31 protein-coding genes are annotated in these 26,158 nt (G+C 41.8%); 29 read left to right on the top strand and 2 right to left on the bottom strand.

All coding sequences use genetic code 11. The features are described from left to right. Window positions 1-44 precede the first annotated feature (44 nt). Both mntR and AKG37_RS01830 read left to right on the top strand, forming a co-directional pair. The gene (gene mntR / locus AKG37_RS01835; RefSeq protein ID WP_003215946.1) at window positions 45-479 is read left to right on the top strand and encodes a transcriptional regulator MntR; all 435 of its coding nucleotides are present in this window, start codon (window positions 45-47) and stop codon (window positions 477-479) included. Window positions 480-583: 104 nt separating this feature from the next. Further along, entirely contained in the window at window positions 584-1,459 is an 876-nt protein-coding gene (locus AKG37_RS01830) for a patatin-like phospholipase family protein (protein WP_060697320.1), read from the top strand. On the opposite strand, the gene AKG37_RS01825 is transcribed toward AKG37_RS01830, so the two are convergent. Together AKG37_RS01825 and AKG37_RS01820 are read right to left on the bottom strand one after the other, a co-directional pair. Beyond that, window positions 1,456-1,851, bottom strand: a complete 396-nt coding sequence (locus tag AKG37_RS01825) for an SA1362 family protein (protein WP_060697319.1) — start codon at window positions 1,849-1,851, stop codon at window positions 1,456-1,458. The genes AKG37_RS01830 and AKG37_RS01825 overlap by 4 nt on opposite strands. Window positions 1,852-1,889: 38 nt before the next feature. Then, complete coding sequence (locus AKG37_RS01820; protein WP_060697318.1) at window positions 1,890-2,846, bottom strand: DUF1385 domain-containing protein; 957 nt, start codon at window positions 2,844-2,846, stop codon at window positions 1,890-1,892. Between the two features lie 235 nt (window positions 2,847-3,081). Between AKG37_RS01820 and AKG37_RS01815 the strand changes: the two genes are divergently transcribed. From AKG37_RS01815 to spo0A, 27 genes are all read left to right on the top strand, one after another. After that, window positions 3,082-3,609, top strand: coding sequence for a YqhR family membrane protein (locus tag AKG37_RS01815; protein ID WP_060697317.1), 528 nt, complete (start codon window positions 3,082-3,084; stop codon window positions 3,607-3,609). A 108-nt stretch (window positions 3,610-3,717) separates the two neighbouring features. Next, window positions 3,718-4,161 (top strand): type II 3-dehydroquinate dehydratase, encoded by a 444-nt coding sequence (gene aroQ, locus AKG37_RS01810; RefSeq protein WP_060697316.1) that lies wholly within the window; start codon window positions 3,718-3,720, stop codon window positions 4,159-4,161. Further along, window positions 4,155-5,219, top strand: a complete 1,065-nt coding sequence (locus AKG37_RS01805) for a M24 family metallopeptidase (RefSeq protein WP_193391692.1) — start codon at window positions 4,155-4,157, stop codon at window positions 5,217-5,219. The genes aroQ and AKG37_RS01805 overlap by 7 nt, the downstream gene beginning before the upstream one ends. A gap of 25 nt (window positions 5,220-5,244) precedes the next feature. After that, the gene (gene efp, locus AKG37_RS01800; RefSeq protein WP_060697314.1) at window positions 5,245-5,802 is read left to right on the top strand and encodes an elongation factor P; all 558 of its coding nucleotides are present in this window, start codon (window positions 5,245-5,247) and stop codon (window positions 5,800-5,802) included. Window positions 5,803-5,973: 171 nt separating this feature from the next. Then, window positions 5,974-6,255: a YqhV family protein gene (locus AKG37_RS01795; protein WP_050943774.1), complete on the top strand. Its 282-nt coding sequence runs from the start codon at window positions 5,974-5,976 to the stop codon at window positions 6,253-6,255. A gap of 65 nt (window positions 6,256-6,320) precedes the next feature. Continuing rightward, entirely contained in the window at window positions 6,321-7,244 is a 924-nt protein-coding gene (gene spoIIIAA / locus AKG37_RS01790; RefSeq protein ID WP_060697313.1) for a stage III sporulation protein AA, read from the top strand. Beyond that, window positions 7,238-7,753, top strand: a complete 516-nt coding sequence (spoIIIAB, locus tag AKG37_RS01785; RefSeq protein ID WP_060697312.1) for a stage III sporulation protein SpoIIIAB — start codon at window positions 7,238-7,240, stop codon at window positions 7,751-7,753. Before spoIIIAA ends, spoIIIAB begins: the two co-directional genes overlap by 7 nt. Window positions 7,754-7,772: 19 nt before the next feature. Beyond that, on the top strand, window positions 7,773-7,979 hold the full coding sequence (gene spoIIIAC / locus AKG37_RS01780) for a stage III sporulation protein AC (RefSeq protein WP_003153142.1): 207 nt from the start codon (window positions 7,773-7,775) through the stop codon (window positions 7,977-7,979). Next, the gene (spoIIIAD, locus tag AKG37_RS01775) at window positions 7,976-8,389 is read left to right on the top strand and encodes a stage III sporulation protein AD (RefSeq protein ID WP_087978339.1); all 414 of its coding nucleotides are present in this window, start codon (window positions 7,976-7,978) and stop codon (window positions 8,387-8,389) included. The genes spoIIIAC and spoIIIAD overlap by 4 nt, the downstream gene beginning before the upstream one ends. Before the next feature lie 19 nt (window positions 8,390-8,408). Continuing rightward, window positions 8,409-9,605: a stage III sporulation protein AE gene (gene spoIIIAE / locus AKG37_RS01770; RefSeq protein ID WP_060697311.1), complete on the top strand. Its 1,197-nt coding sequence runs from the start codon at window positions 8,409-8,411 to the stop codon at window positions 9,603-9,605. A gap of 14 nt (window positions 9,606-9,619) precedes the next feature. Further along, entirely contained in the window at window positions 9,620-10,252 is a 633-nt protein-coding gene (gene spoIIIAF / locus AKG37_RS01765) for a stage III sporulation protein AF (RefSeq protein WP_060697310.1), read from the top strand. Continuing rightward, window positions 10,245-10,916 (top strand): stage III sporulation protein AG, encoded by a 672-nt coding sequence (spoIIIAG, locus tag AKG37_RS01760; protein WP_060697309.1) that lies wholly within the window; start codon window positions 10,245-10,247, stop codon window positions 10,914-10,916. Before spoIIIAF ends, spoIIIAG begins: the two co-directional genes overlap by 8 nt. Next, entirely contained in the window at window positions 10,916-11,548 is a 633-nt protein-coding gene (locus AKG37_RS01755; RefSeq protein ID WP_060697748.1) for a SpoIIIAH-like family protein, read from the top strand. Before spoIIIAG ends, AKG37_RS01755 begins: the two co-directional genes overlap by 1 nt. A gap of 195 nt (window positions 11,549-11,743) precedes the next feature. After that, window positions 11,744-12,226 carry an acetyl-CoA carboxylase biotin carboxyl carrier protein gene (accB, locus tag AKG37_RS01750; protein ID WP_060697308.1) on the top strand — a complete coding sequence of 161 codons (483 nt, stop codon included), beginning with the start codon at window positions 11,744-11,746 and terminating at the stop codon, window positions 12,224-12,226. A gap of 11 nt (window positions 12,227-12,237) precedes the next feature. After that, window positions 12,238-13,587, top strand: a complete 1,350-nt coding sequence (gene accC / locus AKG37_RS01745) for an acetyl-CoA carboxylase biotin carboxylase subunit (protein WP_060697307.1) — start codon at window positions 12,238-12,240, stop codon at window positions 13,585-13,587. A 25-nt stretch (window positions 13,588-13,612) separates the two neighbouring features. Beyond that, complete coding sequence (locus tag AKG37_RS01740; protein ID WP_060697306.1) at window positions 13,613-14,020, top strand: Asp23/Gls24 family envelope stress response protein; 408 nt, start codon at window positions 13,613-13,615, stop codon at window positions 14,018-14,020. Window positions 14,021-14,230: 210 nt separating this feature from the next. Then, a complete protein-coding gene (nusB, locus tag AKG37_RS01735) occupies window positions 14,231-14,623 on the top strand; it encodes a transcription antitermination factor NusB (protein ID WP_008342218.1) in 393 nt (130 codons plus the stop codon). A gap of 14 nt (window positions 14,624-14,637) precedes the next feature. Beyond that, window positions 14,638-15,489, top strand: coding sequence for a bifunctional methylenetetrahydrofolate dehydrogenase/methenyltetrahydrofolate cyclohydrolase FolD (folD, locus tag AKG37_RS01730; protein ID WP_060697305.1), 852 nt, complete (start codon window positions 14,638-14,640; stop codon window positions 15,487-15,489). 71 nt (window positions 15,490-15,560) lie between these two features. Then, entirely contained in the window at window positions 15,561-16,907 is a 1,347-nt protein-coding gene (gene xseA / locus AKG37_RS01725; protein ID WP_060697304.1) for an exodeoxyribonuclease VII large subunit, read from the top strand. Next, window positions 16,904-17,164: an exodeoxyribonuclease VII small subunit gene (locus AKG37_RS01720; RefSeq protein WP_060697303.1), complete on the top strand. Its 261-nt coding sequence runs from the start codon at window positions 16,904-16,906 to the stop codon at window positions 17,162-17,164. The genes xseA and AKG37_RS01720 overlap by 4 nt, the downstream gene beginning before the upstream one ends. Further along, the gene (locus AKG37_RS01715) at window positions 17,148-18,044 is read left to right on the top strand and encodes a polyprenyl synthetase family protein (protein ID WP_193391686.1); all 897 of its coding nucleotides are present in this window, start codon (window positions 17,148-17,150) and stop codon (window positions 18,042-18,044) included. Before AKG37_RS01720 ends, AKG37_RS01715 begins: the two co-directional genes overlap by 17 nt. Before the next feature lie 150 nt (window positions 18,045-18,194). Next, the gene (gene dxs / locus AKG37_RS01710) at window positions 18,195-20,096 is read left to right on the top strand and encodes a 1-deoxy-D-xylulose-5-phosphate synthase (RefSeq protein WP_060697301.1); all 1,902 of its coding nucleotides are present in this window, start codon (window positions 18,195-18,197) and stop codon (window positions 20,094-20,096) included. Continuing rightward, complete coding sequence (locus tag AKG37_RS01705) at window positions 20,093-20,947, top strand: TlyA family RNA methyltransferase (RefSeq protein ID WP_060697300.1); 855 nt, start codon at window positions 20,093-20,095, stop codon at window positions 20,945-20,947. The genes dxs and AKG37_RS01705 overlap by 4 nt, the downstream gene beginning before the upstream one ends. 368 nt (window positions 20,948-21,315) lie before the next feature. Next, on the top strand, window positions 21,316-21,765 hold the full coding sequence (ahrC, locus tag AKG37_RS01700) for a transcriptional regulator AhrC/ArgR (protein ID WP_024422938.1): 450 nt from the start codon (window positions 21,316-21,318) through the stop codon (window positions 21,763-21,765). Window positions 21,766-21,797: 32 nt separating this feature from the next. Next, window positions 21,798-23,531, top strand: a complete 1,734-nt coding sequence (gene recN / locus AKG37_RS01695; RefSeq protein WP_060697299.1) for a DNA repair protein RecN — start codon at window positions 21,798-21,800, stop codon at window positions 23,529-23,531. Window positions 23,532-23,729: 198 nt separating this feature from the next. Further along, window positions 23,730-25,007, top strand: coding sequence for a SpoIVB peptidase (gene spoIVB / locus AKG37_RS01690; protein WP_060697298.1), 1,278 nt, complete (start codon window positions 23,730-23,732; stop codon window positions 25,005-25,007). A 285-nt stretch (window positions 25,008-25,292) separates the two neighbouring features. Next, on the top strand, window positions 25,293-26,096 hold the full coding sequence (gene spo0A / locus AKG37_RS01685; protein WP_060697297.1) for a sporulation transcription factor Spo0A: 804 nt from the start codon (window positions 25,293-25,295) through the stop codon (window positions 26,094-26,096). Window positions 26,097-26,158 lie beyond the last annotated feature (62 nt).

Genomic DNA, 26,158 nt, shown 5'->3' with positions numbered 1-26,158 from the left:
AATTGGGATGATTATTAAGTAAAGGTGCATTATGGAGGGGTTTTATGACTACACCTAGTATGGAAGATTACATTGAACAAATTTATATGCTGATAGAAGAAAAAGGATATGCCAGAGTCTCTGATATTGCAGAAGCACTCGCTGTCCATCCCTCCTCTGTAACAAAAATGGTTCAGAAGCTAGATAAAGATGAATACCTCATTTATGAGAAGTATCGTGGTCTAATTTTAACCCCGAAAGGCAAAAAAATTGGAAAACGTCTCGTATACAGACATGAACTGCTAGAGCAATTTTTAAGAATCATTGGTGTAGATGAAGAGAAAATTTATGATGATGTAGAAGGCATTGAACATCATCTCAGCTGGAATAGCATTGACCGCATCGGTGATCTCGTTCAATTTTTTGAAGAAAACGATGAGCGTTCTGTTCAGCTGAAAGCGATTCAAAAGAAAAACGAACAAACAAATCAAGAATCTTAATCAAAAAGGACACCCTGCGCATGGGTGTCCTTTTTGATTAAAGTTCTAATTGAAAGTAAATGCTCCTACACTATTAATAGCGTGAAATCAAAGGGGGCTCCTTGATGAAAATAGATGGTGTGTTCTCAGGTGGAGGCATTAAGGGGGCAGCGCTTTTAGGTGCCTATGAAGCGCTTGAAGCAAGAGGTTTTCAATTTGTCCGCCTTGCTGGTACAAGTGCTGGAGCAATCATTGCTTCACTCATCGCAGCAGGTTTTACAAGCCAGGAAATTCGGGAGCTTTTAGATGAAATGGATGAGCATCAATTGCTTGATAGAAGATGTCAATTCATCCCGTTCAAAATGCTTAGGTGGGTATCCATTTACTGGCGTCTTGGTCTTTATAAAGGAGACCGGCTGGAAAAATGGCTGACTGATGTGCTAAAACGAAAAGGGGTCACCGTGTTTGGAGACCTCAAAAAAGATTCGCTGAAAATTGTTGCGTCCGATTTAACGAATGGAAAAATCCTCGTACTGCCAGATGATCTTCCTTCATACGGCTTAAATCCAGAGCGATTTTCCGTTGCGAGGGCCATTCGAATGAGCTGCAGCCTGCCTTATTTTTTCGAGCCTGTCAAACTGAGGTCTTCAAAAGGCATTTGTACGATTGTAGATGGGGGAGTGCTGAGCAATTTTCCAATTTGGCTGTTTGCTGAAGAGAAAAAAAGACCGTTCGTCGGTGTCACATTAACCCCAAACGAAAAAGAACGCCCTCAACACTCCATCCGCAATGCGTTTGAACTGTTTGGCGCTCTTTTTGAAACGATGCGTGGTGCTCATGACGAAAGACATATCGCCACAAAACACGAACGTCATATTATTTTTATTCCTGTAGAACACGTCATTGCCACTGATTTTCATCTCATGACAGAAAAGAAAAAGGCGCTCGTCGATCTAGGCAGACAGAAGGCCGAGCAATTTTTAAAAAGCTGGACATTTTAAAATAAGGCGCGATTCTTCTTTTTGTTCTTCTTGCCTTCAATCACAGTCAAATGTGTTTGGCTTTTCTTTTTGAGAAGGACGGGCTTAGACTTGTGGTCAGTCGGCACGCTTCGCAAATGAGTGACCCGATTTTTCATCTGGCTTTTCGTTTTTGGTTTAGGCTGCTGGTAGCGACGTTTTGATTGTTTGACTGCTTTACGATAAAGATTACCTTCTGTTCCAGTTCTTCGATTCATCAGCCATTTAAATAGGAAAAATAGGGCCGCTCCAATGATCACAACTGATAGCAGCATTGTAAAAAGTCTGCCTGGATTCGTTGTGAGTAAATACACAAATCCCAAAACACCTAAAGCGAAAATAATGGTAAAAGCAGGATGTACTCGGCGATTCATAACTGTCCACCTCCGAAGGAATTTACCGGATTTATAAGTTAGATCACTTGATGAGCAGAATCTGACGCTTGTTTCTCAGCCGCTTCCTCTAAACGAAGAAGTTCATTAAAACTTGCAATGGCTACCTCGACTTGATCGTCAGAAGGTTCTTTTGTTGTGAGCAATTGCAGCCAAAGGCCAGGATAGCCAAGCACTTTAAGCACAGGCACTTCTCGGAGTTTGTTCGTGAGCTGAAGCACTTCAAATGAAATGCCCAGAACAACCGGAATGAGCGCCAAGCGATTCAGAACTCTCACCCATAAAGGATCTGTCGGTACGAGTAAATAGACGAACATTCCGACAATAACAGTGAATAAAATAAAGCTGCTGCCGCATCGATAATGCAGACGGGATTGCTTTTGAACATTTTCCACTGTGATGTCAAGGTTCTGTTCATAGCAGTTTATGACTTTATGTTCTGCCCCATGATATTGAAATACTCTTTTAATTAAAGGGGTCATGGAAATAAAGTAAATATAGCCTAATAAAAGGACCAATTTGAAGAACGTTTCAACTGCGATTTGTGCAAAATTCCCTGAAAAGATGGGACGCACAAGCTCTGCTAAAAAGACAGGCACTAGGGTGAAAACAAATTTACTAAAGAGAAGAGAGAGAACTCCGATCACAGCAATGCCGAAAATCATGGATAATTTCGAGCCTTTTTGTTCTTTTTCAAGAGTATGATCTTCAGAAGGATCTAAGTCATATCGCTCACTGGAGAAATTTAAGTGCTTACTGCCGTTTGCGCTTGCTTCAACAAGTGCAGCAACGCCCCTGACAAAGGGGATCTTCTTGAGAAAGGCGGTTCGTTTATTGGAGGTCCGGGGAAGCTTCAAAAACTCAATGGACTGGTCCTTTCGCCGAATCGCTGTCACATAGTTCTTTTTGCCTCCGAACATGACACCTTCGACAACTGCTTGCCCTCCATATGCTGGGGGTTTTGTTTGATTGGACATATTTCATCAACCTGCCTGTTTCCTGTAATTTACATGCATTTCCTTATACCTTTATTGTACAGGAAATGAGGGGAAATCACTAGCGCACAGGTCGATTATCTACTAGAATTCTATCTACCTCTTTTTAGCCAGTATACCCTGTTATAAAATTTTTACACTCACGCATGGAAATCCTTCTGGAAATCCTTTTTTTTCATGACATTTTGGACATACTACTTGCTGGAGGTGTTCACAAATGAAACGTGATGAAAAGAAAAACCAAGAAGAAAAAAATCAGGCAGTGCAGACATCGTCACTGGTGGCAAGAGCAGCAGCAGCTGGCTTTGTTGGCGGTGTTTTTTGGGGCTTTATCGGATTTCTGACCTATGTGTTTCATTTTTCAGAGGTGAGTCCTAATATGCTTCTTCAGCCATTTGTGCTTGGAGAATGGAAAAAGGGAGGACTTGGCACTTTTATTAGTATTGTGCTGTTAGGCATTTTATCTATTGGAGCGGCCTTTATTTATTATGGGCTGTTAAAAAGAATCAAAGGTTTTTGGATGGGACTCATTTATGGTGCGCTTTTATGGCTGCTCGTATTTTACGTATTCAATCCCATTTTCCCAGATGTAAAGCAAGTGCAAGATTTGCAGCAAAGCACCATTATTACGACATTTTGCCTATATATTTTATATGGCATGTTTGTCGGGTACAGCATTTCGTTTGAATATAATGAATTAACGAGTCAGAAGCTTGCAAGGGCACTCGGGAAAAAGACAGAATAAAGTGTAAATCACCCATTCATATGATAAAATATTTTTGGAAACGAAAGGTTTCTAAGGAAAAAGAAACAGATATCGATATAGATTGAATTAGAGTGAAGGAGTGGTCATATGCCTCATTTTCTAGTACTGAATGGGCCCAACTTAAATAGGCTTGGCAAAAGAGAGCCTGCTGTTTATGGAAGTAAGACGCTGACAGATTTAGAAACAGATTTGTTCCAGTTTGCAGAACGGGCAAATATCCAATTAACGTTTTTCCAGTCGAATCACGAAGGAGATTTGATTGATGCGTTCCACGAAGCAGAAGATCAGTACGACGGTGTCGTGTTTAACCCCGGTGCTTTTACACACTACAGCTATGCGCTGAGAGATGCAATTGCAAGTATTTCTTTACCTGTCATTGAAGTACATATTACAAATGTTCATAAAAGAGAGGAATTCCGCCATCATTCTGTACTTGCTCCAGTATGTCAAGGGCAAATCGTTGGACTTGGTCTTGAAGGGTATAAATTGGCGATTCGTTATTTAGTCAGTGAAGGGGGAGCGGTATCATGAAACTTGAAAAGCTAAGAACACTTTTAAACGAATTAGAGATTGATGGCCTAGTCATTACGAGCAGCTTTAATTTACAGTACATGACCAGCTTTACTGGATCAGCCGGTCTTGCCGTCGTTTCAAAGGACCGTGCTGCTTTTATCACAGACTTCCGGTATACAGAGCAAGCAAAGGACCAAGTCAAAGGCTATGACATCATTGAACATAAAGGAAACATTGTGGAAACCGCTGTCCAAACGGCAAAGGAATTTGGGGTGAAACGTCTTGGGTTTGAACAAAACCATATGACATTTGCCACGTATCAGCAGTACGCAGCTAAAGCAGGCGGTATAGAGCTTGTTCCAGTCTCAGAATCCGTTGAAAAGTTGCGCTTGATTAAGTCTAGTGAAGAGATTAAGATATTAGAGGAAGCTGCGAAGATTGCAGATCACGCCTTTGATCATATTCTCACTTACATCAAGCCGGGCCTGACGGAAATTGCTGTCATGAACGAGCTTGAATTTTTCATGAGAAAAGAAGGTGCTGAAGGATCTTCATTCGATATGATTGTCGCCTCAGGTGTTCGTTCAAGCCTGCCACACGGAAGAGCGAGTGAAAAGGTGATTGAATCTGGTGATTTAGTAACACTTGATTTCGGTGCTTACTATAAAGGCTATTGTTCTGATATGACAAGAACAATTGCTGTTGGAACACCAAGCGACAAACTAAAGGAAATTTATCATATCGTATTAGAAGCAGAAAACGCTGGTGTGGATAGAATCAAGCCAGGCTTAACAGGAAGAGAAGCTGATCGCATCACACGAGACATCATTGAAAAGTATGGCTATGGTCAATACTTCGGGCATTCAACAGGCCACGGGCTAGGTATGGAAGTACACGAAGCGCCAGGCCTTTCCTCACGATCAGACGTCGTCTTAGAAGAGGGAATGGTCGTCACAGTTGAGCCGGGAATTTACTTGCCAGATGTCGGCGGCGTGAGAATTGAGGATGATATTGTCCTGACAGCTGACGGCAATAAACGATTGACCCACTCACCGAAAGAACTTATCATATTATGATGGTGAAATGTAGGAGGATGACAAAATGATTTCAGTAAACGATTTTCGTACAGGCCTGACAATTGAAGTGGATGGCAGTATTTGGCGTGTAGTGGATTTCCAACACGTAAAACCAGGGAAAGGCGCAGCGTTTGTTCGTTCGAAACTGCGTAACCTGCGTACTGGTGCCATTCAAGAAAAAACATTCCGTGCAGGCGAAAAAGTAGCGAAAGCTCAAATTGAAACAAAAACAATGCAATACTTATATGCTAATGGCGATCAGCATGTCTTCATGGATACAAGTTCTTATGAGCAGCTTGAACTAAGTGAAGCACAAATCAAAGATGAGCTGAAATATTTACTTGAAAATATGTCTGTTCAAATCGTAATGTACGGTGCTGAAACACTTGGTGTCGAACTACCAAATACGGTAGAACTAGAAGTAGTAGAAACAGAGCCTGGTATTAAAGGTGATACAACATCAGGCGGGTCAAAACCTGCAAAAACTGAAACTGGTTTAATCGTCAACGTTCCTTTCTTTGTGAACCAAGGAGATAAACTAGTGATTAATACATCAGACGGTTCATACGTTTCAAGAGCGTAATGAACGGAAGAAAGACTGTAAACCTCGTGTTTACAGTCTTTTTTTATTGGAAAAATGACTCCTCAAGGCAAGTCTTCTCTCAATTCTCTCATTCATCTCTCTTCCTTCCTGAAAAACAAGACTACTTCCAGATAGTCAAGCATATAGTGTAAAAAAAGCTGGAGGTTCTATATGAAACAATTTCTCCCAGGTCTACACCCGTCAGTTGCTGCAATGGCAGGGATGAGATTCTTATCTGCCGCCATTGAACTGACGGCCGCTATTCTCATTTTAGTCACAAATGATGTACGGAAAGCGGTGGTCATCAATAGTATATTGGCGATCATCGGTCCGCTCATTTTTATTATCACGATGACAATTGGAATCTATCAAATTGCAGGGCAGTTATCCTATGCCAAGCTCGTGTTTATTTTCATTGGTGTCGTCTTTATTCTAGTTGGGATCTATAAGTGAAAGGCTTGGCATAATTAACAGCTCACATCATACATTTTAGAGAAGAAAAAAAGGAGGGGAATTCGTTGCGGAGTTTGTTGGATATTCTCCCGCACTCAATTGGACAAGAACTCAGCCTGCTGCAAGAAGAAGAATGGGCGCAAATAGAGGAAATCCGCATTCGTACGGATCGCCCTATTGAATTGATGCAAGGAGGAAAGCCGCGTTTTCTTTCTTATCACACAACAGGTGAAGATGCGTCTCAGCTATTAGGCAGACTGAGCAATTACAGCATGTACACACTTGAGGAAGAGCTAAAACAGGGCTATATCACGATATTTGGCGGGCACCGTGTAGGACTTGCAGGAAAGGTGATCGTTGAAAATGGGTTCGTCAAAGGATTAAGAGATATCTCTTCATTTAATATCCGGATTGCAAAAGAAAAAATCGGGATAGCACTTCCCTTTCTACCTTATTTATATGAAGAGCGCTGGCACAATACACTTATCATCGGTCCGCCTCAAACGGGGAAAACCACATTGCTGCGGGATATAGCACGTCTTGCTAGTACAGGAACAAAAGCCATTCCTCCTAGAAAAACAGGAATTATTGATGAGCGCTCTGAAATCGCCGGATGTATAAGAGGGGTGCCGCAGCACCATTTTGGCCACCGAATTGATGTACTCGATGCGTGTCCAAAAGCTGAAGGGCTGATGATGATGATTCGGTCTATGAGCCCAGAGGTCATGATTATAGATGAAATTGGGAAAAGCGAGGATGTACAGGCACTTCTAGAAGCGATTCATGCAGGAGTCAACATCATCGTCTCAGCTCATGGATATTCACTTGAAGATGTATACAAACGTCCTTCATTTAAGCCGTTATGGGAGCTTCGTGTGTTTGAACGGTATATTGAATTAAATAGAAACAATGGGCCTGGCACAATCGGACGGATGTATGACCAAGACGGACATGAGGTGAAATGGAGGCGGGGAGTGGACGTATGTTAAAGCTCATTGGCGCTATTTTCATTGTTGCGGCCACGACATGGGGAGGCTTTGAGTTTGCCAAACGATACAGCGACCGGCCTAAACAAATTCGGCAGCTGCGGTTTGCTCTCCAATCTCTTGAAGCTGAAATTATGTATGGTCAAACCCCTCTAGCGCGGGCTGCAAAGCAAATTGCTTCGCAGGTCGGTCCTCCTGTGAATGAGCTGTTTGAACAATTTGCAGAAAAACTTAGAGTGGGGACTTTTTCTGCACGACATGCATGGAACGAGAGCCTTGAGGATGTTTGGAAAAAAACCGTATTGAAAAAAGGCGAATATGAGGCCCTGAAGCACTTTGGAGAAACACTTGGTCAGCATGATGTCACTTCTCAGCAAAAGTATATCAAGCTTGCTTTAGGCCATTTGGAATCAGAGGAGAAAGAAGCTGAAATCGCTCAAGCAAAAAATGAAAAAATGGTCAGAAGCCTCGGATTTTTAAGCGGATTACTACTGATTCTTTTATTGATGTGAGAGGAAGGGAGTCGAGAGCATGGGCGTTGATGTAAACGTCATTTTTCAAATTGCGGGAGTAGGCATCGTCGTGGCCTTTCTCCATACGATTTTAGATCAAATGGGAAAAAAGGAGTATGCTCAGTGGGTGACGCTGCTTGGGTTTATCTACATTTTATTTATGGTCGCAACCATTGTAGATGATTTGTTTAAAAAGATTAAAGCCGTATTTCTATTTCAAGGATAGGGGAGGGCTTACAAATCGAAATCATACAAATTGTTGGACTTGGTTTAATCGCTACTTTTTTAGCATTAATCGTCAAAGAACAAAAGCCAACCTTCGCCTTTATGCTTGTTGTTTTTACAGGATGTGTGATTTTTCTTTATTTAATTGATCAAATCTATGCCATTATCTCGATGATTGAAAAAATTGCGGCAAGTGCCGGTGTCAATATGAAGTATGTTGAAACCATATTGAAGATTATTGGCATTGCCTATATTGCGGAATTTGGCGCTCAGCTGACGAAAGATGCTGGACAAGGCGCCATTGCATCAAAAATAGAGCTTGGCGGTAAGATCCTCATCTTGGTCATGGCAGTCCCGATTTTAACAGTCATCATTGAGACGATCTTAGGTATGATCCCGTCCATGACGTAATTGAAAAGAGGTGATGACAATGAAACGGGTGACAGCTGTAATGGGACTGATGCTTTTCTTTTGGCTGATCGCTCCGCAAGCAGGTGGTGCAGAAGAAAAAGTACCTTTATCAAATGAAGAACCAGCAGCAGAGGAAGTGGCGAGTGGACAGGCTGATGCACTAGAGCTTCATTCCATCAGTGACTTTTGGGAAACCATATTGGACGAGTATGGCGGTTTCTTGCCAGAGAGCCAAAAAGGCACAGTGAAGGAAATGATTGACGGTGATAAAGAGCTGTCTCCCCAAACATGGCTGAAAGCCTTTGTTCATTATCTTTTTCACGAGGTCATTGCAAACGGAAAGCTCCTAGGCACATTGATCTTACTCACCATCTTTTGTTCGCTTTTGCAGCTTTTGCAAAATGCCTTTGAGCAAAGCACCGTCAGCAAAGTCGCATATGCTCTTGTTTATATGGTCTTAATCATTATTGCGCTCAACAGCTTTCATGTGGCGATTTCCTACGCAACAGAAGCCATACAAACGATGACTAGTTTTATTCTTGCTCTTATTCCTCTTTTATTAGCGCTCATCGCTTCATCAGGCGGGCTTGTCTCAGCTGGATTCTTTCATCCCGTTATTTTATTTTTAATGAACACGAGCGGTGTTTTCATTCAGTATGTCGTTCTTCCGCTCATTTTTTTATCAGCGATATTGAGCATTGTTAGTACGTTGACCGAACAATACAAGGTCACCCAGCTTGCCCAATTGTTAAGAAATGTGGCAATTGGCGGGCTTGCCGTTTTTTTAACCGTGTTTCTCGGTGTCATTTCCGTGCAGGGTGCATCTGCGGCCATTACGGATGGAATCGCTCTTCGTACAGCCAAATTCATTACAGGAAACTTCATCCCTGTCCTAGGCAGAATGTTTACAGATGCGACGGATACTGTGATCAGCGCCTCTGTTTTACTTAAAAATACGGTTGGGCTTGTTGGAGTTGCCATTTTGATTTCAATTGCCGCCTTCCCGGCGATTAAAGTACTCTCATTAGCTCTTATATATAAGCTTGCCGCTGCCATCCTTCAGCCATTAGGGGGCGGACCCATCATCAGCTGTCTTGATGTCATTTCAAAAAGTGTTCTGTATATATTTGCCGCACTTGCTGTTGTGTCGCTCATGTTCTTTTTAAGTATTACCGTCATCATCACTGCTGGTAACCTGACCATGATGATGAAGTAAGGAGGGGACATCTGTTGAGCTTTCTCACGGAATGGATCACAAGTATTATTCTCTTTATTTTATTTGCGATTGTCATTGATCTTCTGCTTCCCAATTCGAGCATGCAAAAGTATGCAAAAATGGTCGTCAGCCTGCTGCTAATCGTGGTGATGCTCAATCCGATTTTTGCTTTATTTCGAGCGGATCCTGATCAAATTTTCTCAGAATTGATGAAAGGGAAGGAAGAAGCGCAGTCAGAAGAAATAAAAAATCAGATGAATTTAGAAAAAAAAGAAATACAAGCCTCTCAGCGTGCATATATTTTAAAGCAAATGGCTGTCCAACTAGAAAAAAGCGCAAAGGAGCCACTAAAGAAGGAGAGCTATGAAATGAAACACGTAGAAGTGCTGGCTGATGAGGAGCATCTGGATCAGAATATGGAGGCGGATCAATTTCGCATCAAAGCAGTTCTTTCCCCGCTCACAGGTGATGCTGTAGAAACGGTGGCAAAGGTGGACATTGATCTCTCCAGGCAAAAGGAGGAAAGCGCTGGATCTTCTAGCAAAGAGATCACAAGGGTAAAAGAGACACTTGCTGATGTTTGGAATACGAGTCCTGAGCACATCGCGCTGAACATTGAGGGAGGTGACGCAGCAGATCATGAATAACAAGGACTGGAAACAAAAGCTGAAATCATTCTTACAGCCGCCTGAAAAAGGTGAAGGGAAACCAAAATTAACGAAGCATCATTACTTGCTGCTTGTCTTCATCATCGGCGTATCTTTCATGTTAGTCAGTCAGATCTTGTCACCGCCATCAAGCAAACAGCAGGCTGCGGTTCCTGCTTCTAAAAAAATATCCTCAGAAGAGCAGGAGGTATTCAAACCGGCATCCTCAGGTAAATCAAAGAATTCGATTGAGGACGTGGAGCAAGAATACGAAAATCAGCTGAAAGAAATTTTAGAGACAATCATTGGCGTTGAGGATGTATCAATTGTGGTCAATGTCGATGCAACGTCTTTAAAAGTGTTTGAAAAAAATAAATCCAATAAAAGCACAACGACCGAGGAAACAGATAAAGAAGGCGGCGTACGAAGTGTTACAGATCAAACAAAAGAAGAAGAAATCGTCATCATTAAAAATGGCAATGAAGAAACACCCGTCGTTGTTCAAACGAAAAAACCAGACATTCGAGGTGTCCTCGTTGTTGCTCAAGGAGTAGACAACGTTCAAATAAAGAAAACCATCATTGAAGCGGTTACAAGAGTACTTGATGTACCGAGCCATAGAGTGGCTGTTGCCCCTAAAAAAATCAAGGAGGATTCGGAATGATGTTAAAAAAACAAACGGTTTGGCTATTAACGATGCTAAGTTTAGTTGTCGTATTAAGTGTGTACTATATCATGTCTCCACAAGGTGAAAATGCTGTGACAGTAGAAGATACGAAATCAAAAGGTATGGAAGAGAAAAAGACTGAAACAGAAAAAGGAATGGACAAAGGAACGGAAAAAGGTGCTGATAAGAAGTCCACTGACAAAGAAACAAGCGGCAAACAAGAGGATATTGAAACAAGCGGTGAAGAAGGAAAGGCTGTGTCAGAGCAAACAGACGATGAGCTGTTTACAACATACAGACTAGAGCTTGAAGATAAACGAAGCAAGCAGCGCGAAGAATTCAACGAAATCGTCTCCAGTGACGATGCAACAGCACAAGAAAAAAGTGAAGCGTATGACCAAATGACAGCGCTTAGTGAAGCGGAAGGAACTGAGCGTCAGCTCGAGACCTTAATTAAAACAAAAGGATATAAAGATGCGCTGGTGAGTGCTGAAGGAGATAAAGTGAACATCACGGTTCGTTCTGACAAAAAATCCAAATCTCAGGCGGCCGACATTATTGATATGGTCACAAAAGAAATAAGAGGTCTTGACAACGTAGCTGTCACATTTGAGCCCTCTAATCAATAAAAATTGAACGAGCGCCCTTTGCCGAAAAGGGCGTTTTTTTATGCGGTTTAACGGCCTTCCCAAAGTGCGCTTACGAGGCGCTTCACCACAATAGTAGTTGAATTCATTGAAATCCTCCTGTAAGATGGGTATAGTACGTACTTTTAGTACTAGCCTATAATAAAAAGATAAATCCATACATAGGGGTGCAAATCCATGTTAAAAATTGAAGAAATTCATGAACTGATTAAATTAATTGACGACTCTACAATCGATGAATTTACGTACGAAAACGAAGGTGCGAAAATCAAACTAAAGAAAAACAAAGAAGTCGTTCAGCAAGTTGCGGCACAAGCACCAGTGGCTCCTGTCCAAGCAGCTCCAGCTCAACAAGCTCCTACAGCACAAGCTCCAGCTCAGACCGAAGCCCCTGTACAAGAGGCTGCTGTGTCTGAAAATCTGCATAAAATCACATCCCCAATGGTTGGCACATTTTATGCTTCATCTTCACCAGAAGCAGATCCATACGTGACAACAGGTTCTAAGGTGAAGGAAAATTCAGTTGTATGTATCGTTGAAGCGATGAAACTGTTCAATGAAATCGAAGCAGAAGTAAAAGGTGAAATCGTCGAAGTATTAGCTGAAAACGGTCAGCTTGTAGAATTCGGACAACCCCTCTTTCTAGTGAAAGCAGAGTAAGGAGTACGATCATGATTAAAAAGCTATTAATTGCAAACAGAGGAGAAATCGCAGTTAGAATTATCCGCGCTTGTAAAGAGCTTGGAATTGAAACTGTTGCGGTATTTTCTGAAGCGGATCGCGATGCGCTGCATGTACAAATGGCTGATGAAGCATATTGCATCGGACCAACTGCTTCTAAAGATAGTTATTTAAATGTCACAAATATTGTGAGTGTAGCAAAATTAACAGGTACAGATGCCATACACCCAGGATACGGCTTTTTAGCAGAAAATGCAGACTTCGCAGAGCTTTGCGAGGAATGTAACGTAATCTTTGTTGGACCAACTGCGTCAGCGATTTCCAAAATGGGAACAAAAGATGTTGCGCGAGAAACAATGAAGAGTGCAGGCGTCCCGATTGTTCCTGGTTCTCAAGGAATTGTAAAAGATCTTGATGATGCTGTTTCAACAGCAGCTAGTATTGGGTATCCTGTCATTATTAAAGCAACTGCAGGCGGCGGCGGTAAAGGAATCCGTGTGGCTCGTACAGAAGAAGAGCTCATTAACGGTGTGACCATCACGCAGCAGGAAGCTGCGCAAAACTTTGGTAACCCAGGTGTCTACTTGGAGAAATTCATTGAAGACTTTAGACATGTGGAAATCCAAGTGTTAGCAGATCAGCATGGCCATACCATTCACTTAGGAGAGCGTGATTGCTCGATCCAAAGAAGAATGCAAAAACTGCTTGAAGAAACGCCATCACCAGCACTGAATGCAGACATCCGTGAGCAAATGGGTGAAGCAGCCGTAAAAGCAGCTGAAGCTGTTGAATACACTGGTGCTGGAACAGTTGAATTCATTTATGATTATAATGAAGAGAAGTTCTACTTCATGGAAATGAATACTCGTATTCAAGTAGAGCATCCTGTAACGGAAATGGTCACAGGTGTAGACTTGATCAAAGAACAGATCAAGGTCGCATCAGGTGAGAAGCTTTCTCTTACACAAGAGGATGTCGTATATGAAGGCTGGGCAATCGAATGCCGTATTAATGCTGAGAACCCAGAGAAAAACTTCATGCCTTCAGCTGGTGAAATCAAAATGTATCTTCCGCCAGGCGGACTAGGTGTACGTGTTGATTCTGCCGCTTATCCGGGCTATGTGATTCCGCCATATTATGACAGCATGATTGCGAAAGTGATCACATATGGTAAGACGAGAGAAGAAGCGATTGCGAAAATGAAACGAGCGCTTCAAGAATTCGTCATTGAAGGAGTCTACACAACCATTCCATTCCACCTAAGATTGCTTGAGCATGAAACATTTGTGAGTGGTAATTTTAATACGAAGTTTTTAGAAACATACCAAATCATGAAATAATCACAGCTTTCGGAGGTGAATGATCGTGTCAGAAAACAATTTGCTTGAAATGAACCTTGATGAAGATCAATTGGGAAAAGTGCAAATTGCACCAGAAGTGATTGAAGTCATTGCTGGGATCGCCGCTTCAGAGGTCGAAGGCATTGCCGAAATGCGCGGCAATTTCGCTGCTGATGTAGCAGAACGCTTTGGTAAAAAAAATCACCGTAAAGGTGTAAAAGTAGATGTCTCTGATGAAGGCATCACAGTTGATGTATATTGTGTGGTTGAATTTGGCTTGTCCATTCCAAAGGTATCCACTGCTGTACAAGAAAATATCCGTCAAACCCTTTTAAACATGACTGCCTTAACAATTAATGAAATCAACATTCATGTCGTTGGCATTCAATTTGATACAAAAGCACCTGAAGCTGAAGTAGATCAAGAAATGTAAAAAAGGGTTCAATTGAAACCAAGGAGGCATTGCCTCTTTGGTTTTTTAAAGCTCATTTTTGGGTGATTTCCGAATAATAATGATGTCACGTGTTGATTGATTCGTTTTTCGTCACAGCTCGCATGGATCTTGGTGCGACCACGGACAAAATATGTTATGATCTCTGTATGGCTTAACGACAAGCGGATAAAGTGGTTAAAGGAGTAAATAATGAAAAGAAGAACTGCAAGAGAAAAGGCGCTACAAACATTATTTCAAATTGATGTGAGCAATATTGATCCGAAAGAGGCCATTACACATGCGCTGGATGAACAAGAATCAGATCCTTTTTTCGAGGAACTGGTTTTCGGTGTGCTTGAACAAAAGGACAAGCTCGATGACATGATCTCACAGCATCTAGTGAATTGGAAACTCGATCGTATTGCAAACGTAGACAGAGCCATTTTAAGGCTGTCTGTTTACGAGATGGTGTATCAAGAAGACATCCCAGTTAGTGTCTCAATGAATGAAGCGATTGAACTCGCCAAACTTTTCGGCGATGATAAAGCACCGAAATTTGTAAATGGTGTACTTTCAAACATTAAAAATGACCTAAAGCAGTAATAGGAGGATTCGACATGACAGCAACAATCATCGATGGGAAAGAAACAGCAAAAGAAAAACGTGAACAATTAGCAAAAGAAGTAGAAGAGCTAAAACAAAAAGGAGTCACACCTGGTCTTGCCGTTATTCTAATCGGTGATGATCCGGCTTCACTTTCTTACGTACGCGGGAAGAAAAAAGCGGCAGAAGCAATGGGCATGCATTTCCAGCTTGATCATTTAGACGCTTCTTTAACAGAAGAAGAATTGCTTCAGCTGATTGATCAGTACAATGCGAACGATCAATTCCACGGGATTCTTGTTCAACTTCCACTGCCAAAACACATTTCTGAAAAAGCCGTCATTGAACGTATTTCACCTGAGAAAGATGTGGATGGTTTTCATCCATTAAATATCGGGAAAATGCTGCTTGGGGAAGACACATTCCTTCCTTGTACACCAGCAGGCATTGTTGAATTATTGAACAAAACGGGTGTCGATCTTTCTGGAAAAGAAGTGGTCGTTGTTGGACGCAGCAATATTGTCGGCAAACCAGTTGGACAATTGCTGTTAAACGAAAACGCAACGGTTACTTACTGCCATTCAAGAACGGCGAATATTTCAGAACATACGTTAAAAGCGGACATTTTAGTTGTTGCCGTCGGTCGAGCAAACTTTATTAAAGCTGACCAAATCAAAGAAGGTGCAATTGTCATCGATGTAGGAGTTAATCGTTTAGATACTGGGAAGCTTGTTGGAGATGTTGATTTTGAAGAAGCAAAAGAAAAAGCTTCCTACATCACACCAGTTCCTGGCGGAGTCGGTCCAATGACGATTACGATGCTTGCACACAATACGGTTAAATCAGCAAAACGTACATTAGCATAAGCTTTATTTCATTCATCCACCTGCATGCTGCTGGTGGATGAATGTGCGTTTTTGAAGAGGAGGAATACGTCATGAGTGAAAAAGCCTTTGTGACGGTCACAGCCCTTACAAAATACATAAAAAGAAAATTTGATGTGGATCCGCATTTAGAAGACATTTGGATCAAAGGTGAATTATCTAATGTAAAGATTCATTCAAGAGGTCATGTTTACTTCACCTTAAAAGACGAAAACGCACGCATGCAAGCTGTGATGTTTCAGCGCTCCGCATCGAAGCTGCCTTTTTCACCAAAGAGCGGAATGAAAGTGTTTGTACGCGGCGGGATTCAAGTATATGAACCAAGCGGCAACTATCAATTATATGCAAAAGAAATGCAGCCTGATGGTGTTGGTGCTCTTCATCTCGCTTACGAAGAGCTGAAGAAAAAGCTGGCAAGTGAAGGCTTATTTGATGCGCGCTATAAAAAACCAATTCCTGAATACCCGGAGGTTGTTGGTGTCATTACATCTCCAACAGGAGCGGCTGTTAGAGATGTCATCACAACGATTAACCGGCGCTACCAGCAAGCAAAAATCATTGTGCTTCCCGCACTGGTCCAAGGTGAAAATGCGACGCGTTCAATCGTAGAGCGGATCAAGGAAGCGAATGATAAACAGCTCTGTGATGTATTGATTGTCGGAAGAGGAGGCGGTTCGATTGAAGAACTTTGGGCCTTTAATGAAGAAGCCGTCGCAAGAGCGATTTTCGCATCAAACATTCCCATCATTTCTGCAGTTGGGCACGAAACGGATTTTACGATCAGTGATTTCACTGCAGACATGAGAGCACCCACACCAACAGGAGCAGCCGAGCTCGCTGTTCCGAGCACAGCCGATTTAATTGAACGAATCAAATCCATCGACATTCGGCTCACAAGGGCGGTAAAAAATCGAACATCTCAAGCGAAGGATCGCCTTGTAGCGCTTCAATCTTCTTACGCCTTCCGTTTTCCGAAACGATTACAGGAGCAAAAAGAGCAGCAATTCGATTTGGTATTTGACCGTTTTCAAAAACAGCTGACGAGACAAATTGATCAAAAGCGCAGTCAGTTAGACCGCCAGACATACAGACTGAAGCCGCTTCATCCAAAAGAACAGCTGCTTCAGGCGAAAAAACGCCACGCCAATGAAACAGAACAGCTCATTCGCAGCATGAATGTGCAAATGAAAACAATTCATTCGCAGTTCCAATCTGTTCTTGGTAAACTAAATGCATTAAATCCACTTCAAGTGATGGAAAGAGGCTACAGTTTAGCCTATAAAGACGATGAACTGATTAAAAGTGTGAACCAAGTCGATACGAAGGATCAGCTGACCATCACCATGAAGGATGGCCGTCTGATTTGTGAGGTTATTGAGAAGGAGGGGCAATCATCATGACAGACTCAAATAAACAAAAAGAAGAACAAATGACATTTGAAGAGGCGATGAAAGGTCTTGAGGAGATTGTTGGGAAGCTCGAAGAAGGAGATGTACCACTTGAGCAAGCCATTCATTATTTCCAAGAAGGCATGACACTTTCAAAACTTTGTCATGAAAAATTACAGCACGTTGAAAAGCAAATGGATTTCATTTTGAAAGAGGACGGTGAGCTAGCTCCTTTCTCAGTGAAGGAGGCAGATGCTGGTGACAAGTAATTTGCATGATTTTTTAACAACACGAAAAAAGGCAATTGAAGATTATTTATTTACATATGTTCAGGAATTGAATATTCCAGAAGACCTAAAATCTTCGATGCTTTACTCTCTAAAAGCTGGAGGAAAAAGACTCCGTCCTGTTCTCGTTCTTGCTTTATTACATGCCTACGGAAAAAATGAAGAAGATGGCATACCAGTTGGCTGTGCAGTAGAGATGATCCATACGTATTCATTGATACACGACGACCTTCCTTGCATGGACGACGATGATCTTCGCAGAGGAAAGCCGACCAACCATAAAGTATACGGCGAAGCAACAGCGGTGCTAGCGGGTGATGCACTTTTAACAGAAAGTTTCCGCCTGATTACATCGCAGCTATCCAGCAGTGTCTCTGCTGACCAAAAGCTCAGAATCATAGATGAGCTTGTCAAATCAGCAGGTGCACTAGGAATGGTTGGCGGTCAATTTGATGACATGGAAGCAGAGCAAAACCAAGTGCCGCTTGCTGAACTAGAATCCATTCACGCCCGGAAAACAGGAAAGCTTCTCACATTCAGCGTTGCAGCAGGTGCAATGCTGGCTGGGGCATCAAATGACGATATCGAAAAGCTAAGAGAGTTCAGCTATCATATCGGCATCGCTTTTCAAATCCGTGATGATATTTTAGACCTTGAAGGCAGTGAGGAAAAAATAGGGAAACGGGTTGGCTCAGATACAGCGAATGAAAAGTCGACATATCCTTCTTTATTAACGCTTTCAGGAGCAAAAGAAAAACTGAATGAGCACATTACACGTGCAAAAGAAATTGTCTCAAATCTTAAATTAGAGCAGCAATTGCTGCATGAGTTATGTGATCTGATTGCCTCAAGAGATCATTAAAAACAGCCTAGATTTGAGGGTCTTCGAGCAATTGTGGTAAACTGTAAACAGTTTATCATGATGAGACAACTCTTATTCCTACTTGGTTTTCACCGGAATAGGGCATTATATATGTAGATAGAAATTTTGTTGAAAGCGAGTTGATCCTGATTGGATCTTTTATCAATAAAAAATCCAACGTTTCTAAAAGGAATGTCAAATGCAGAATTAGAGGAACTAAGTGCTGACATTCGTATGTTTTTAATTGAGTCCTTAGCTAACTCTGGCGGGCATATCGGTCCGAACTTGGGTGTTGTTGAACTCACTGTTGCCCTTCATAAAGTATTTGACAGCCCGAAAGACAAATTCCTTTGGGATGTTGGACATCAGTCTTATGTTCACAAGCTGTTAACTGGAAGAGGGGCGGAGTTTGATACACTTCGTCAATATAAAGGACTTTGCGGTTTTCCTAAACGAAATGAAAGCGAGCACGATGTTTGGGAAACAGGTCACAGTTCAACCTCATTATCTGGCGCAATGGGTATGGCAGCAGCACGGGATATTAAAGGGACAGATGAATATATCCTGCCGATTATCGGAGATGGCGCATTAACCGGAGGTATGGCGCTTGAAGCCTTGAATCATATAGGTGATGAAAAGAAAGATATGATCGTCATCCTAAACGATAATGAAATGAGTATTGCACCAAATGTCGGTGCGATTCACACAATGCTTGGCAGACTTCGTACAGCGGGTAAATACCAATGGGTAAAGGATGAGCTCGAATATTTATTCAAGCGAATTCCAGCTGTAGGTGGAAAGCTCGCTGCCACAGCAGAGCGTATTAAAGACAGCCTGAAATATTTACTTGTTTCCGGGATGTTCTTTGAAGAAATGGGATTCACATACTTAGGCCCTGTTGATGGACATTCTTATGAAGATCTTTTTGAAAACCTTGAATATGCAAAGAAAACAAAAGGTCCTGTCCTTCTGCATGTCATCACGAAAAAAGGAAAAGGATATCAGCCGGCAGAATCCGATAAAATCGGGACTTGGCACGGCACAGGACCATACAAAATTGATACAGGTGACTTTGTGAAACCGGCAGCTGCTGCACCGTCATGGAGTGGTCTTGTCAGTGAAACCGTCAGAAAGTTGGCGCGGGAAGATGAGCGAATTGTTGCCATCACCCCTGCGATGCCTGTTGGATCAAAACTTGAAGGTTTTGCAAAGGAATTTCCAGAGCGAATGTTTGATGTTGGAATTGCCGAGCAGCATGCAGCGACAATGGCAGCTGGGCTTGCGACGCAGGACATGAAGCCATTTTTAGCAATTTACTCAACGTTCCTGCAAAGAGCCTATGACCAGGTGCTACATGATATTTGCCGCCAGAACCTCAATGTATTTATCGGAATTGATCGTGCGGGACTTGTCGGTGCAGATGGAGAAACGCATCAAGGTGTGTTTGATATTGCCTTCATGCGCCATATGCCGAATATGGTGCTCATGATGCCGAAGGATGAGAATGAAGGACAGCACATGGTCAATACAGCCATTCAGTATGATGACGGTCCTATCGCTATGCGCTTCCCGCGCGGAAACGGACTTGGCGTGAAAATGGATGAACAGCTTAAAACCATTCCGATTGGATCTTGGGAGGTTCTTCGTCAAGGAAAGGATGCAGTCATTTTAACTTTTGGAACAACGATTAAAATGGCGATGCAGGCAGCAGAGGAACTTCAAAAAGAAGGAAAATCAATCCGTGTCGTCAATGCCCGGTTTATTAAGCCGCTTGATGAAGCGATGTTAAATGACATTCTTTCTGAAGGTATTCCGATTTTAACGATTGAAGAAGCTGTGCTCCAAGGCGGGTTTGGCAGCAGCGTATTAGAATATATACATGACAAGAAAGCATCACATATCAAAGTAGAACGTATGGGCATCCCAGATGAATTTATTGAGCATGGAAGTGTTGATGCCCTGCTTGAAGAAATTGGTCTAACGAAAGCAAAGGTTGCTGAGACTTTACGTGACCTGCTTCCCGCAGCACCAAGAAAAGGAATTGGATCATGACATCAAAGAAAGAACGACTTGACGTTTTATTAGTCGAACAAGGACTAATGGAAACGAGAGAGAAAGCAAAACGTGCCATCATGGCAGGGATCATTTACTCAAATGAAAACCGTTTGGATAAACCAGGAGAGAAAATTGCTCGTGATACACCACTCACAGTGAAGGGGAATCCTCTAAAATATGTGAGCCGCGGTGGGTTAAAGCTTGAAAAAGCGCTAAAAGAATTTGACCTAACAGTTGAAGGGAAATTACTGATTGATATTGGTTCATCGACAGGCGGATTTACAGATTGTGCTCTTCAAAATGGAGCGGTCAAATCATATGCTGTAGATGTTGGCTATAATCAGCTTGCGTGGAAATTAAGGCAGGATGACAGAGTGATCGTTATGGAGCGCACCAACTTCCGTCATTCCGTCCCGGCTGATTTTACTGAAGGATTGCCAGAAGTGGCTTCCATTGATGTCTCTTTTATTTCACTTAAACTTATCCTGCCGGCTTTAAAGCATATTCTTGTTCCGGGTGGTGACTGTATTGCGCTCGTCAAGCCTCAATTTGAAGCGGGCAGAGAGCTTGTCGGAAAAAAAGGCATTGTGCGTGAGCCGTCTGTTCACCTTGGTGTCCTTGAAGAGATGAATCAATTTGCTGCAAAAGAAGGCTATGATGTAAAGGATGTCTCATTTTCGCCTATTACTGGTGGAGACGGGAATATTGAATTCCTGCTCCATTTAGTGCTTCATCCTGATCAAGAGGAGAATACAGCACTTTCGGTTTCAGAACTTGAGAAAGTCGTCAAGGAAGCCCACTCCGTATTGAAAGAAAAGAAAAACAGCCCTGAGCCGGCTGACACATGAGATGATTGAAACAAAAGGAATAATAGCTCGCTATTATTCCTTTTCAGATTGTGACAAAGGGTTAAAATGATCTTTATTTTAGCCCTTTGTCTTCTTTTCAGCGTGATAGAAAACCTTTGAAGTCTAGGAAGTTCGAGCACTGGAGCGGAGCGAATTTGACATTCGTGAGCACCAACGCGCAGGACTGACACCGAATGCAAGGGTTTGTCTACACGCTGAAAGGAATAATAGCTCGCTATTATTCCTTTTTACATGGTCAAAAGACGAGAATCAGCCGTTTCTTACGTAATGCTTGTTTTTTGAAGTGTGCATCATATAACATAGAACGTAAAGACAAACTGTGAATGAAACGCCTAGGGGGGTCAAACATGAATAAAGGTCAAAGGCATATTAAAATCAGAGAAATCATTGCAAGCCAAGAGATCGAAACACAAGACGAATTGGTCGATATTTTAAAAGCCGATGGATATAACATCACACAAGCGACCGTTTCTAGAGATATTAAAGAATTACATTTAGTGAAAGTTCCGACGAACAATGGAACATATAAATACAGTCTTCCGGCAGATCAGCGGTTTAACCCGTTGTCAAAGCTGAAGCGATCGCTAATGGATGCATTTATTAAAATGGATGCTGCCAGTCATTTAATCGTTCTTAAAACAATGCCGGGGAATGCACAAGCCATTGGTGCTTTAATGGATAATCTAGATTGGGAAGAAATTATGGGAACGATCTGCGGGGATGATACCATTTTAATCATTTGCCGCACGCCAGATGATACAGAAACAGTTTCGAGCAAAATTTTAGAACTTCTATAAAGAATCAGGTGACTAAAAGAGGTGTCAAATGAGTGTTAGCAGAATTAACCATTAAAAACTTTGCGATCATTGAAGAGTTAACGGTTTCATTTGAAAAAGGACTGACGGTTCTAACAGGGGAAACAGGTGCCGGAAAATCTATCATGATTGACGCTGTCTCCCTTCTTGTGGGAGGAAGAGGATCTTCTGAATTTGTTCGCTACGGTGAAAAAAAGGCAGAGCTTGAAGGGCTTTTTCTTGTACCAGCAGATCATCCAGTCTTTTCACTATGTGAAGAGCAAGGAATTGACGCTTCCGATGAGATGATGATCCTTCGTCGTGATATTAACAACAGTGGGAAAAGCATCTGCCGCATTAATGGAAAGCTTGTCACCATTTCAGTTTTACGTGAAGTAGGGCGGCTTTTACTTGATATCCACGGACAGCATGATAACCAGTTGCTCATGGAAGATGAAAATCATCTGCATTTGCTTGATCAATTTGGGGCAGAAGAAATTGGACCTGCTTTATCGCAATATCAAGAAGCGTATGATCAATATATGAAGACAGCTCAAAAGCTAAGACAGCTATCTGAGAATGAGCAAGAAATGGTGCACAGGTTAGATTTACTGCAATTTCAGCTAGAGGAGATAGAGGCGGCGCAATTAGAGCCGGGAGAAGATGAGAAACTTCAGGAAGAGCGTCATCAGATCAGCAACTACGAGAAAATCTATTCCTCACTTCAAAATGCATATAACGCATTGCGTAATGAGCAAGGGGGACTTGATTGGGTTGGTATGAGTTCAAGTGAGCTCGAGCAGGTATCTGAGATCAATGATGATTTGAAAAAGCTATCTGAACAAGTGTCGAACTCCTATTACTTATTAGAGGATTCGACTTTTCAAATGAGAAACATGCTGGATCAATTAGAATTTGACCCGGCACGTCTTGATTTTATTGAGTCTAGGCTGAATGAATTGAAGCAGTTAAAACGAAAATACGGCACAACAGTTGAGGAAATTTTGGAGTATGCAGCGAAGATTGAAGAAGAAATAGATCAAATTCAAAATCGAGACAGCCATCTGCAAACACTCAAAAACAAATTGGATGCGATGAGCCGTGATGCCCTGCTGGAAGCGCTCAACGTTTCGGAGCTTCGTAAAAAATGGGCCAAAAAGCTGGCGAAGCAAATTCAAACGGAGCTCAAGGATTTGTATATGGAGAAGTCATCATTTGACACAGCTTTTTCTATTCGGTATGCGCCTTTTGGCAGTACAGATTGTCCATTATTAGACGGAAAGCCTGTTCAGCTCGGGAAAAATGGAATCGATCAAGCACAATTTGTCATTTCTACAAATACAGGCGAACCAATGAAGTCTTTATCGAAAGTAGCCTCCGGTGGAGAAATTTCACGTGTTATGCTTGCTGTGAAGAGTATTTTCTCAGCCAAACAAGAAGTCACATCCATTATTTTTGATGAGGTAGATACAGGCGTCAGTGGCAGAGTCGCTCAAGCCATCGCTGAAAAAATTTACAAAGTAGCTGCTGGCTCACAAGTGCTCTGCATTACACATCTGCCTCAAGTAGCAGCAATGGCTGACACACATCTCTTCATTTCGAAACGCTCAAAAGCAGGCCGAACCCTAACGAGTGTTAAGCCATTAAGTCATGAAGAAAAAGTGAGTGAAATCGGCCGGATGATTGCGGGTGTGGAGGTCACTGAGCTGACAAAACAGCACGCAAAAGAACTATTGCACCAAGCAAATGATGTCAAAACAACAGGGTAGCTGATTCATCAGCTGCCTTTTTTATGTTGTCTAAAAACCTGCGTATATACCCATAAAATCGTCTTTTTCTTTTATCAATTTATCCAATCATTTTCTAAAGCTGCCGGTTATAAATCCTCTCGAAGAAGGCAAAAGTAAAGATGTAGCCAAAACATGAGTGTTCTGGTGTGGGTAAGGAGCGAGGAGAGTGAAAAATGAATGCCCGAAAAGATGAGAAAAGCCATTGGTGTGATTCTCCTTGTTTCTTTAATAAGTACAGGGTTTATGAGCATAGTGAAAGAATACATCAGTATTCCAACAAATGTTGCGGTATTTGAAAAACAGAAGCAATCAATTGACACATCAATTGAAGCGTCAGCCAATGCTTCTTCACCAGCCTTTAGTCTCTCAGAGAAAAAGAAACAGCTTGAAGTAACAGGACAAAAGGCGGGAAAAGCCGAAATTGTTTATGATTTTAAAGGATTTCCTATTAAGAAAACAAAAGTCGACGTTCTCCCTGAATTAAAAGTCATTCCTGGAGGACAATCCATTGGCGTCAAGCTCCACTCTGTTGGAGTTCTCGTTGTAGGTTTTCATCAAATCACAACAGCAGACGGCAAAAAATCACCAGGTGAAGCTGCAGGCATTCAATCAGGGGATATGATCATTGAAATCAATGGTCAAAAGATGGAGAAAATGAATGACCTCACCCCATTTATCCAGAAAGCAGGGAAAACGGGTGAAACACTTCGTTTACTCATCAAAAGAGACCATAAAACCTTTCAAACAACATTAACACCTGCAAAAGATGCAAGTGAAGGCATCTATCGAATTGGCCTTTACATTCGTGATTCCGCAGCAGGAATTGGCACGATGACCTTCTATGAGCCGACTTCTAAAAAATATGGTGCCCTTGGGCATGTGATTTCTGACATGGATACAAAAAAACCAATCGTTGTCGATAATGGTGAAATTGTCAGATCAACTGTGACATCGATTGAAAAAGGCACAGGTGGCAACCCTGGGGAAAAATTGGCGAGATTCTCCTCCGAACGTAAAACGATCGGTGATATTTCTCGAAACAGCCCATTCGGTATCTTTGGTACGTTAACCGAAAAGCTTGAAAATCATGTAGCAGACAAACCGCTTCCAGTTGCTTTATCAAATGAAGTAAAAGAAGGACCCGCAGAAATCTTAACCGTTGTGGATCATGATAAAGTGGAGAAGTTTGATATAAAAATCGTCAGCACGACACCGCAGAAATTCCCAGCAACAAAAGGGATGGTATTAAAGGTGACAGATGAGCGTCTTTTAAGTAAAACAGGCGGAATCGTCCAAGGAATGAGCGGAAGTCCGATCATCCAAAACGGCAAAGTCATTGGTGCAGTCACACACGTATTTGTCAATGATCCAACTAGCGGGTACGGTGTACACGTTGAATGGATGCTGTCAGAAGCAGGAATCGATCTTTATCAAAAAAACAAAAAAGCAAGCTGATCATCAAACTGCCGCGAATCTTCCGGCAGTTTTTTTCTACCCTTTCTTTCTCTGCCATCATGTTATAAAATAAGGAAAAAGAGATTTTTCGACAAAATGAAAAAAAGCATGTTGTCAAATTGCAATAATCGTCGATTCGTTAAGAAAAACGTAGAAAAAGCTAGATAATGCTCTATTATTCGGAAAATTAAAGTTTTTTAAAGGGGATAGCATGGTTTTGTCGAATTGAACACTCAGAAGAGAAATGCAAAAGACTAAAGGAATCGACATTGGGGAGGAAAGAACGTGGAGAAAATTAAAGTGTGTGTAGCTGATGATAATCGAGAGCTTGTTGGCCTTTTGACAGAGTACATTGAGGGACAGGAAGATATGGAAGTACTTGGCGTGGCGTATAATGGTCAGGAATGTCTGACATTATTTAAAGATAAAGAGCCCGACGTTCTCCTCTTAGATATTATCATGCCTCATTTAGACGGTCTTGCTGTATTGGAACGCCTCCGTGAAAACAATGAAATGACGAAACAGCCAAGTGTTATTATGCTGACGGCATTCGGACAAGAAGATGTCACGAAAAAAGCAGTTGATTTGGGTGCATCCTATTTCATTTTAAAGCCATTTGATATGGAAAATCTAGTAGGTCATATTCGTCAAGTCAGTGGAAACGGCACACAAGTCACCCATCGGTCTTCATCTATCCAAAACAGTGTTCTTCGTAACAAACCTGAACCAAAACGTAAAAACTTAGATGCGAGCATTACGACCATTATTCATGAAATTGGCGTACCAGCTCATATTAAAGGTTATTTATACTTAAGAGAAGCGATTTCTATGGTGTACAATGACATTGAACTTCTCGGCAGTATTACAAAAGTATTGTACCCAGACATTGCGAAGAAATTTAACACAACCGCCAGCAGGGTAGAACGAGCGATTCGTCATGTCATTGAAGTCGCTTGGAGCAGAGGAAACATCGATTCCATTTCTTCACTCTTTGGTTATACTGTCAGCATGTCAAAAGCGAAACCAACCAATTCAGAATTTATTGCCATGGTGGCTGATCGTCTTCGATTAGAGCATAGAGCAAGCTAGTATATTTTTTATGAAAAAACGTTTCTTTATAGAGGCGTTTTTTTATTTCGGAAAAAGTTGTC

Source organism: Bacillus australimaris (assembly GCF_001307105.1).
GTDB lineage: Bacteria > Bacillota > Bacilli > Bacillales > Bacillaceae > Bacillus > Bacillus australimaris.
This window is presented reverse-complemented; position numbering and strand designations above follow the sequence as displayed.

What these genes read in the sequence shown, in the direction of transcription:
- mntR (WP_003215946.1), top strand. Translation starts at nt 45, where the DNA reads ATGACTACACCTAGTATGGAAGATTACATTGAACAAATTTATATGCTG.
- AKG37_RS01830 (WP_060697320.1), top strand. Translation starts at nt 584, where the DNA reads ATGAAAATAGATGGTGTGTTCTCAGGTGGAGGCATTAAGGGGGCAGCG.
- AKG37_RS01825 (WP_060697319.1), bottom strand. Translation starts at nt 1,851, where the DNA reads ATGAATCGCCGAGTACATCCTGCTTTTACCATTATTTTCGCTTTAGGT.
- AKG37_RS01820 (WP_060697318.1), bottom strand. Translation starts at nt 2,846, where the DNA reads ATGTCCAATCAAACAAAACCCCCAGCATATGGAGGGCAAGCAGTTGTC.
- AKG37_RS01815 (WP_060697317.1), top strand. Translation starts at nt 3,082, where the DNA reads ATGAAACGTGATGAAAAGAAAAACCAAGAAGAAAAAAATCAGGCAGTG.
- aroQ (WP_060697316.1), top strand. Translation starts at nt 3,718, where the DNA reads ATGCCTCATTTTCTAGTACTGAATGGGCCCAACTTAAATAGGCTTGGC.
- efp (WP_060697314.1), top strand. Translation starts at nt 5,245, where the DNA reads ATGATTTCAGTAAACGATTTTCGTACAGGCCTGACAATTGAAGTGGAT.
- AKG37_RS01795 (WP_050943774.1), top strand. Translation starts at nt 5,974, where the DNA reads ATGAAACAATTTCTCCCAGGTCTACACCCGTCAGTTGCTGCAATGGCA.
- spoIIIAB (WP_060697312.1), top strand. Translation starts at nt 7,238, where the DNA reads ATGTTAAAGCTCATTGGCGCTATTTTCATTGTTGCGGCCACGACATGG.
- spoIIIAC (WP_003153142.1), top strand. Translation starts at nt 7,773, where the DNA reads ATGGGCGTTGATGTAAACGTCATTTTTCAAATTGCGGGAGTAGGCATC.
- spoIIIAE (WP_060697311.1), top strand. Translation starts at nt 8,409, where the DNA reads ATGAAACGGGTGACAGCTGTAATGGGACTGATGCTTTTCTTTTGGCTG.
- spoIIIAG (WP_060697309.1), top strand. Translation starts at nt 10,245, where the DNA reads ATGAATAACAAGGACTGGAAACAAAAGCTGAAATCATTCTTACAGCCG.
- AKG37_RS01755 (WP_060697748.1), top strand. Translation starts at nt 10,916, where the DNA reads ATGTTAAAAAAACAAACGGTTTGGCTATTAACGATGCTAAGTTTAGTT.
- accB (WP_060697308.1), top strand. Translation starts at nt 11,744, where the DNA reads ATGTTAAAAATTGAAGAAATTCATGAACTGATTAAATTAATTGACGAC.
- accC (WP_060697307.1), top strand. Translation starts at nt 12,238, where the DNA reads ATGATTAAAAAGCTATTAATTGCAAACAGAGGAGAAATCGCAGTTAGA.
- nusB (WP_008342218.1), top strand. Translation starts at nt 14,231, where the DNA reads ATGAAAAGAAGAACTGCAAGAGAAAAGGCGCTACAAACATTATTTCAA.
- folD (WP_060697305.1), top strand. Translation starts at nt 14,638, where the DNA reads ATGACAGCAACAATCATCGATGGGAAAGAAACAGCAAAAGAAAAACGT.
- xseA (WP_060697304.1), top strand. Translation starts at nt 15,561, where the DNA reads ATGAGTGAAAAAGCCTTTGTGACGGTCACAGCCCTTACAAAATACATA.
- AKG37_RS01720 (WP_060697303.1), top strand. Translation starts at nt 16,904, where the DNA reads ATGACAGACTCAAATAAACAAAAAGAAGAACAAATGACATTTGAAGAG.
- AKG37_RS01715 (WP_193391686.1), top strand. Translation starts at nt 17,148, where the DNA reads ATGCTGGTGACAAGTAATTTGCATGATTTTTTAACAACACGAAAAAAG.
- AKG37_RS01705 (WP_060697300.1), top strand. Translation starts at nt 20,093, where the DNA reads ATGACATCAAAGAAAGAACGACTTGACGTTTTATTAGTCGAACAAGGA.
- ahrC (WP_024422938.1), top strand. Translation starts at nt 21,316, where the DNA reads ATGAATAAAGGTCAAAGGCATATTAAAATCAGAGAAATCATTGCAAGC.
- spoIVB (WP_060697298.1), top strand. Translation starts at nt 23,730, where the DNA reads ATGCCCGAAAAGATGAGAAAAGCCATTGGTGTGATTCTCCTTGTTTCT.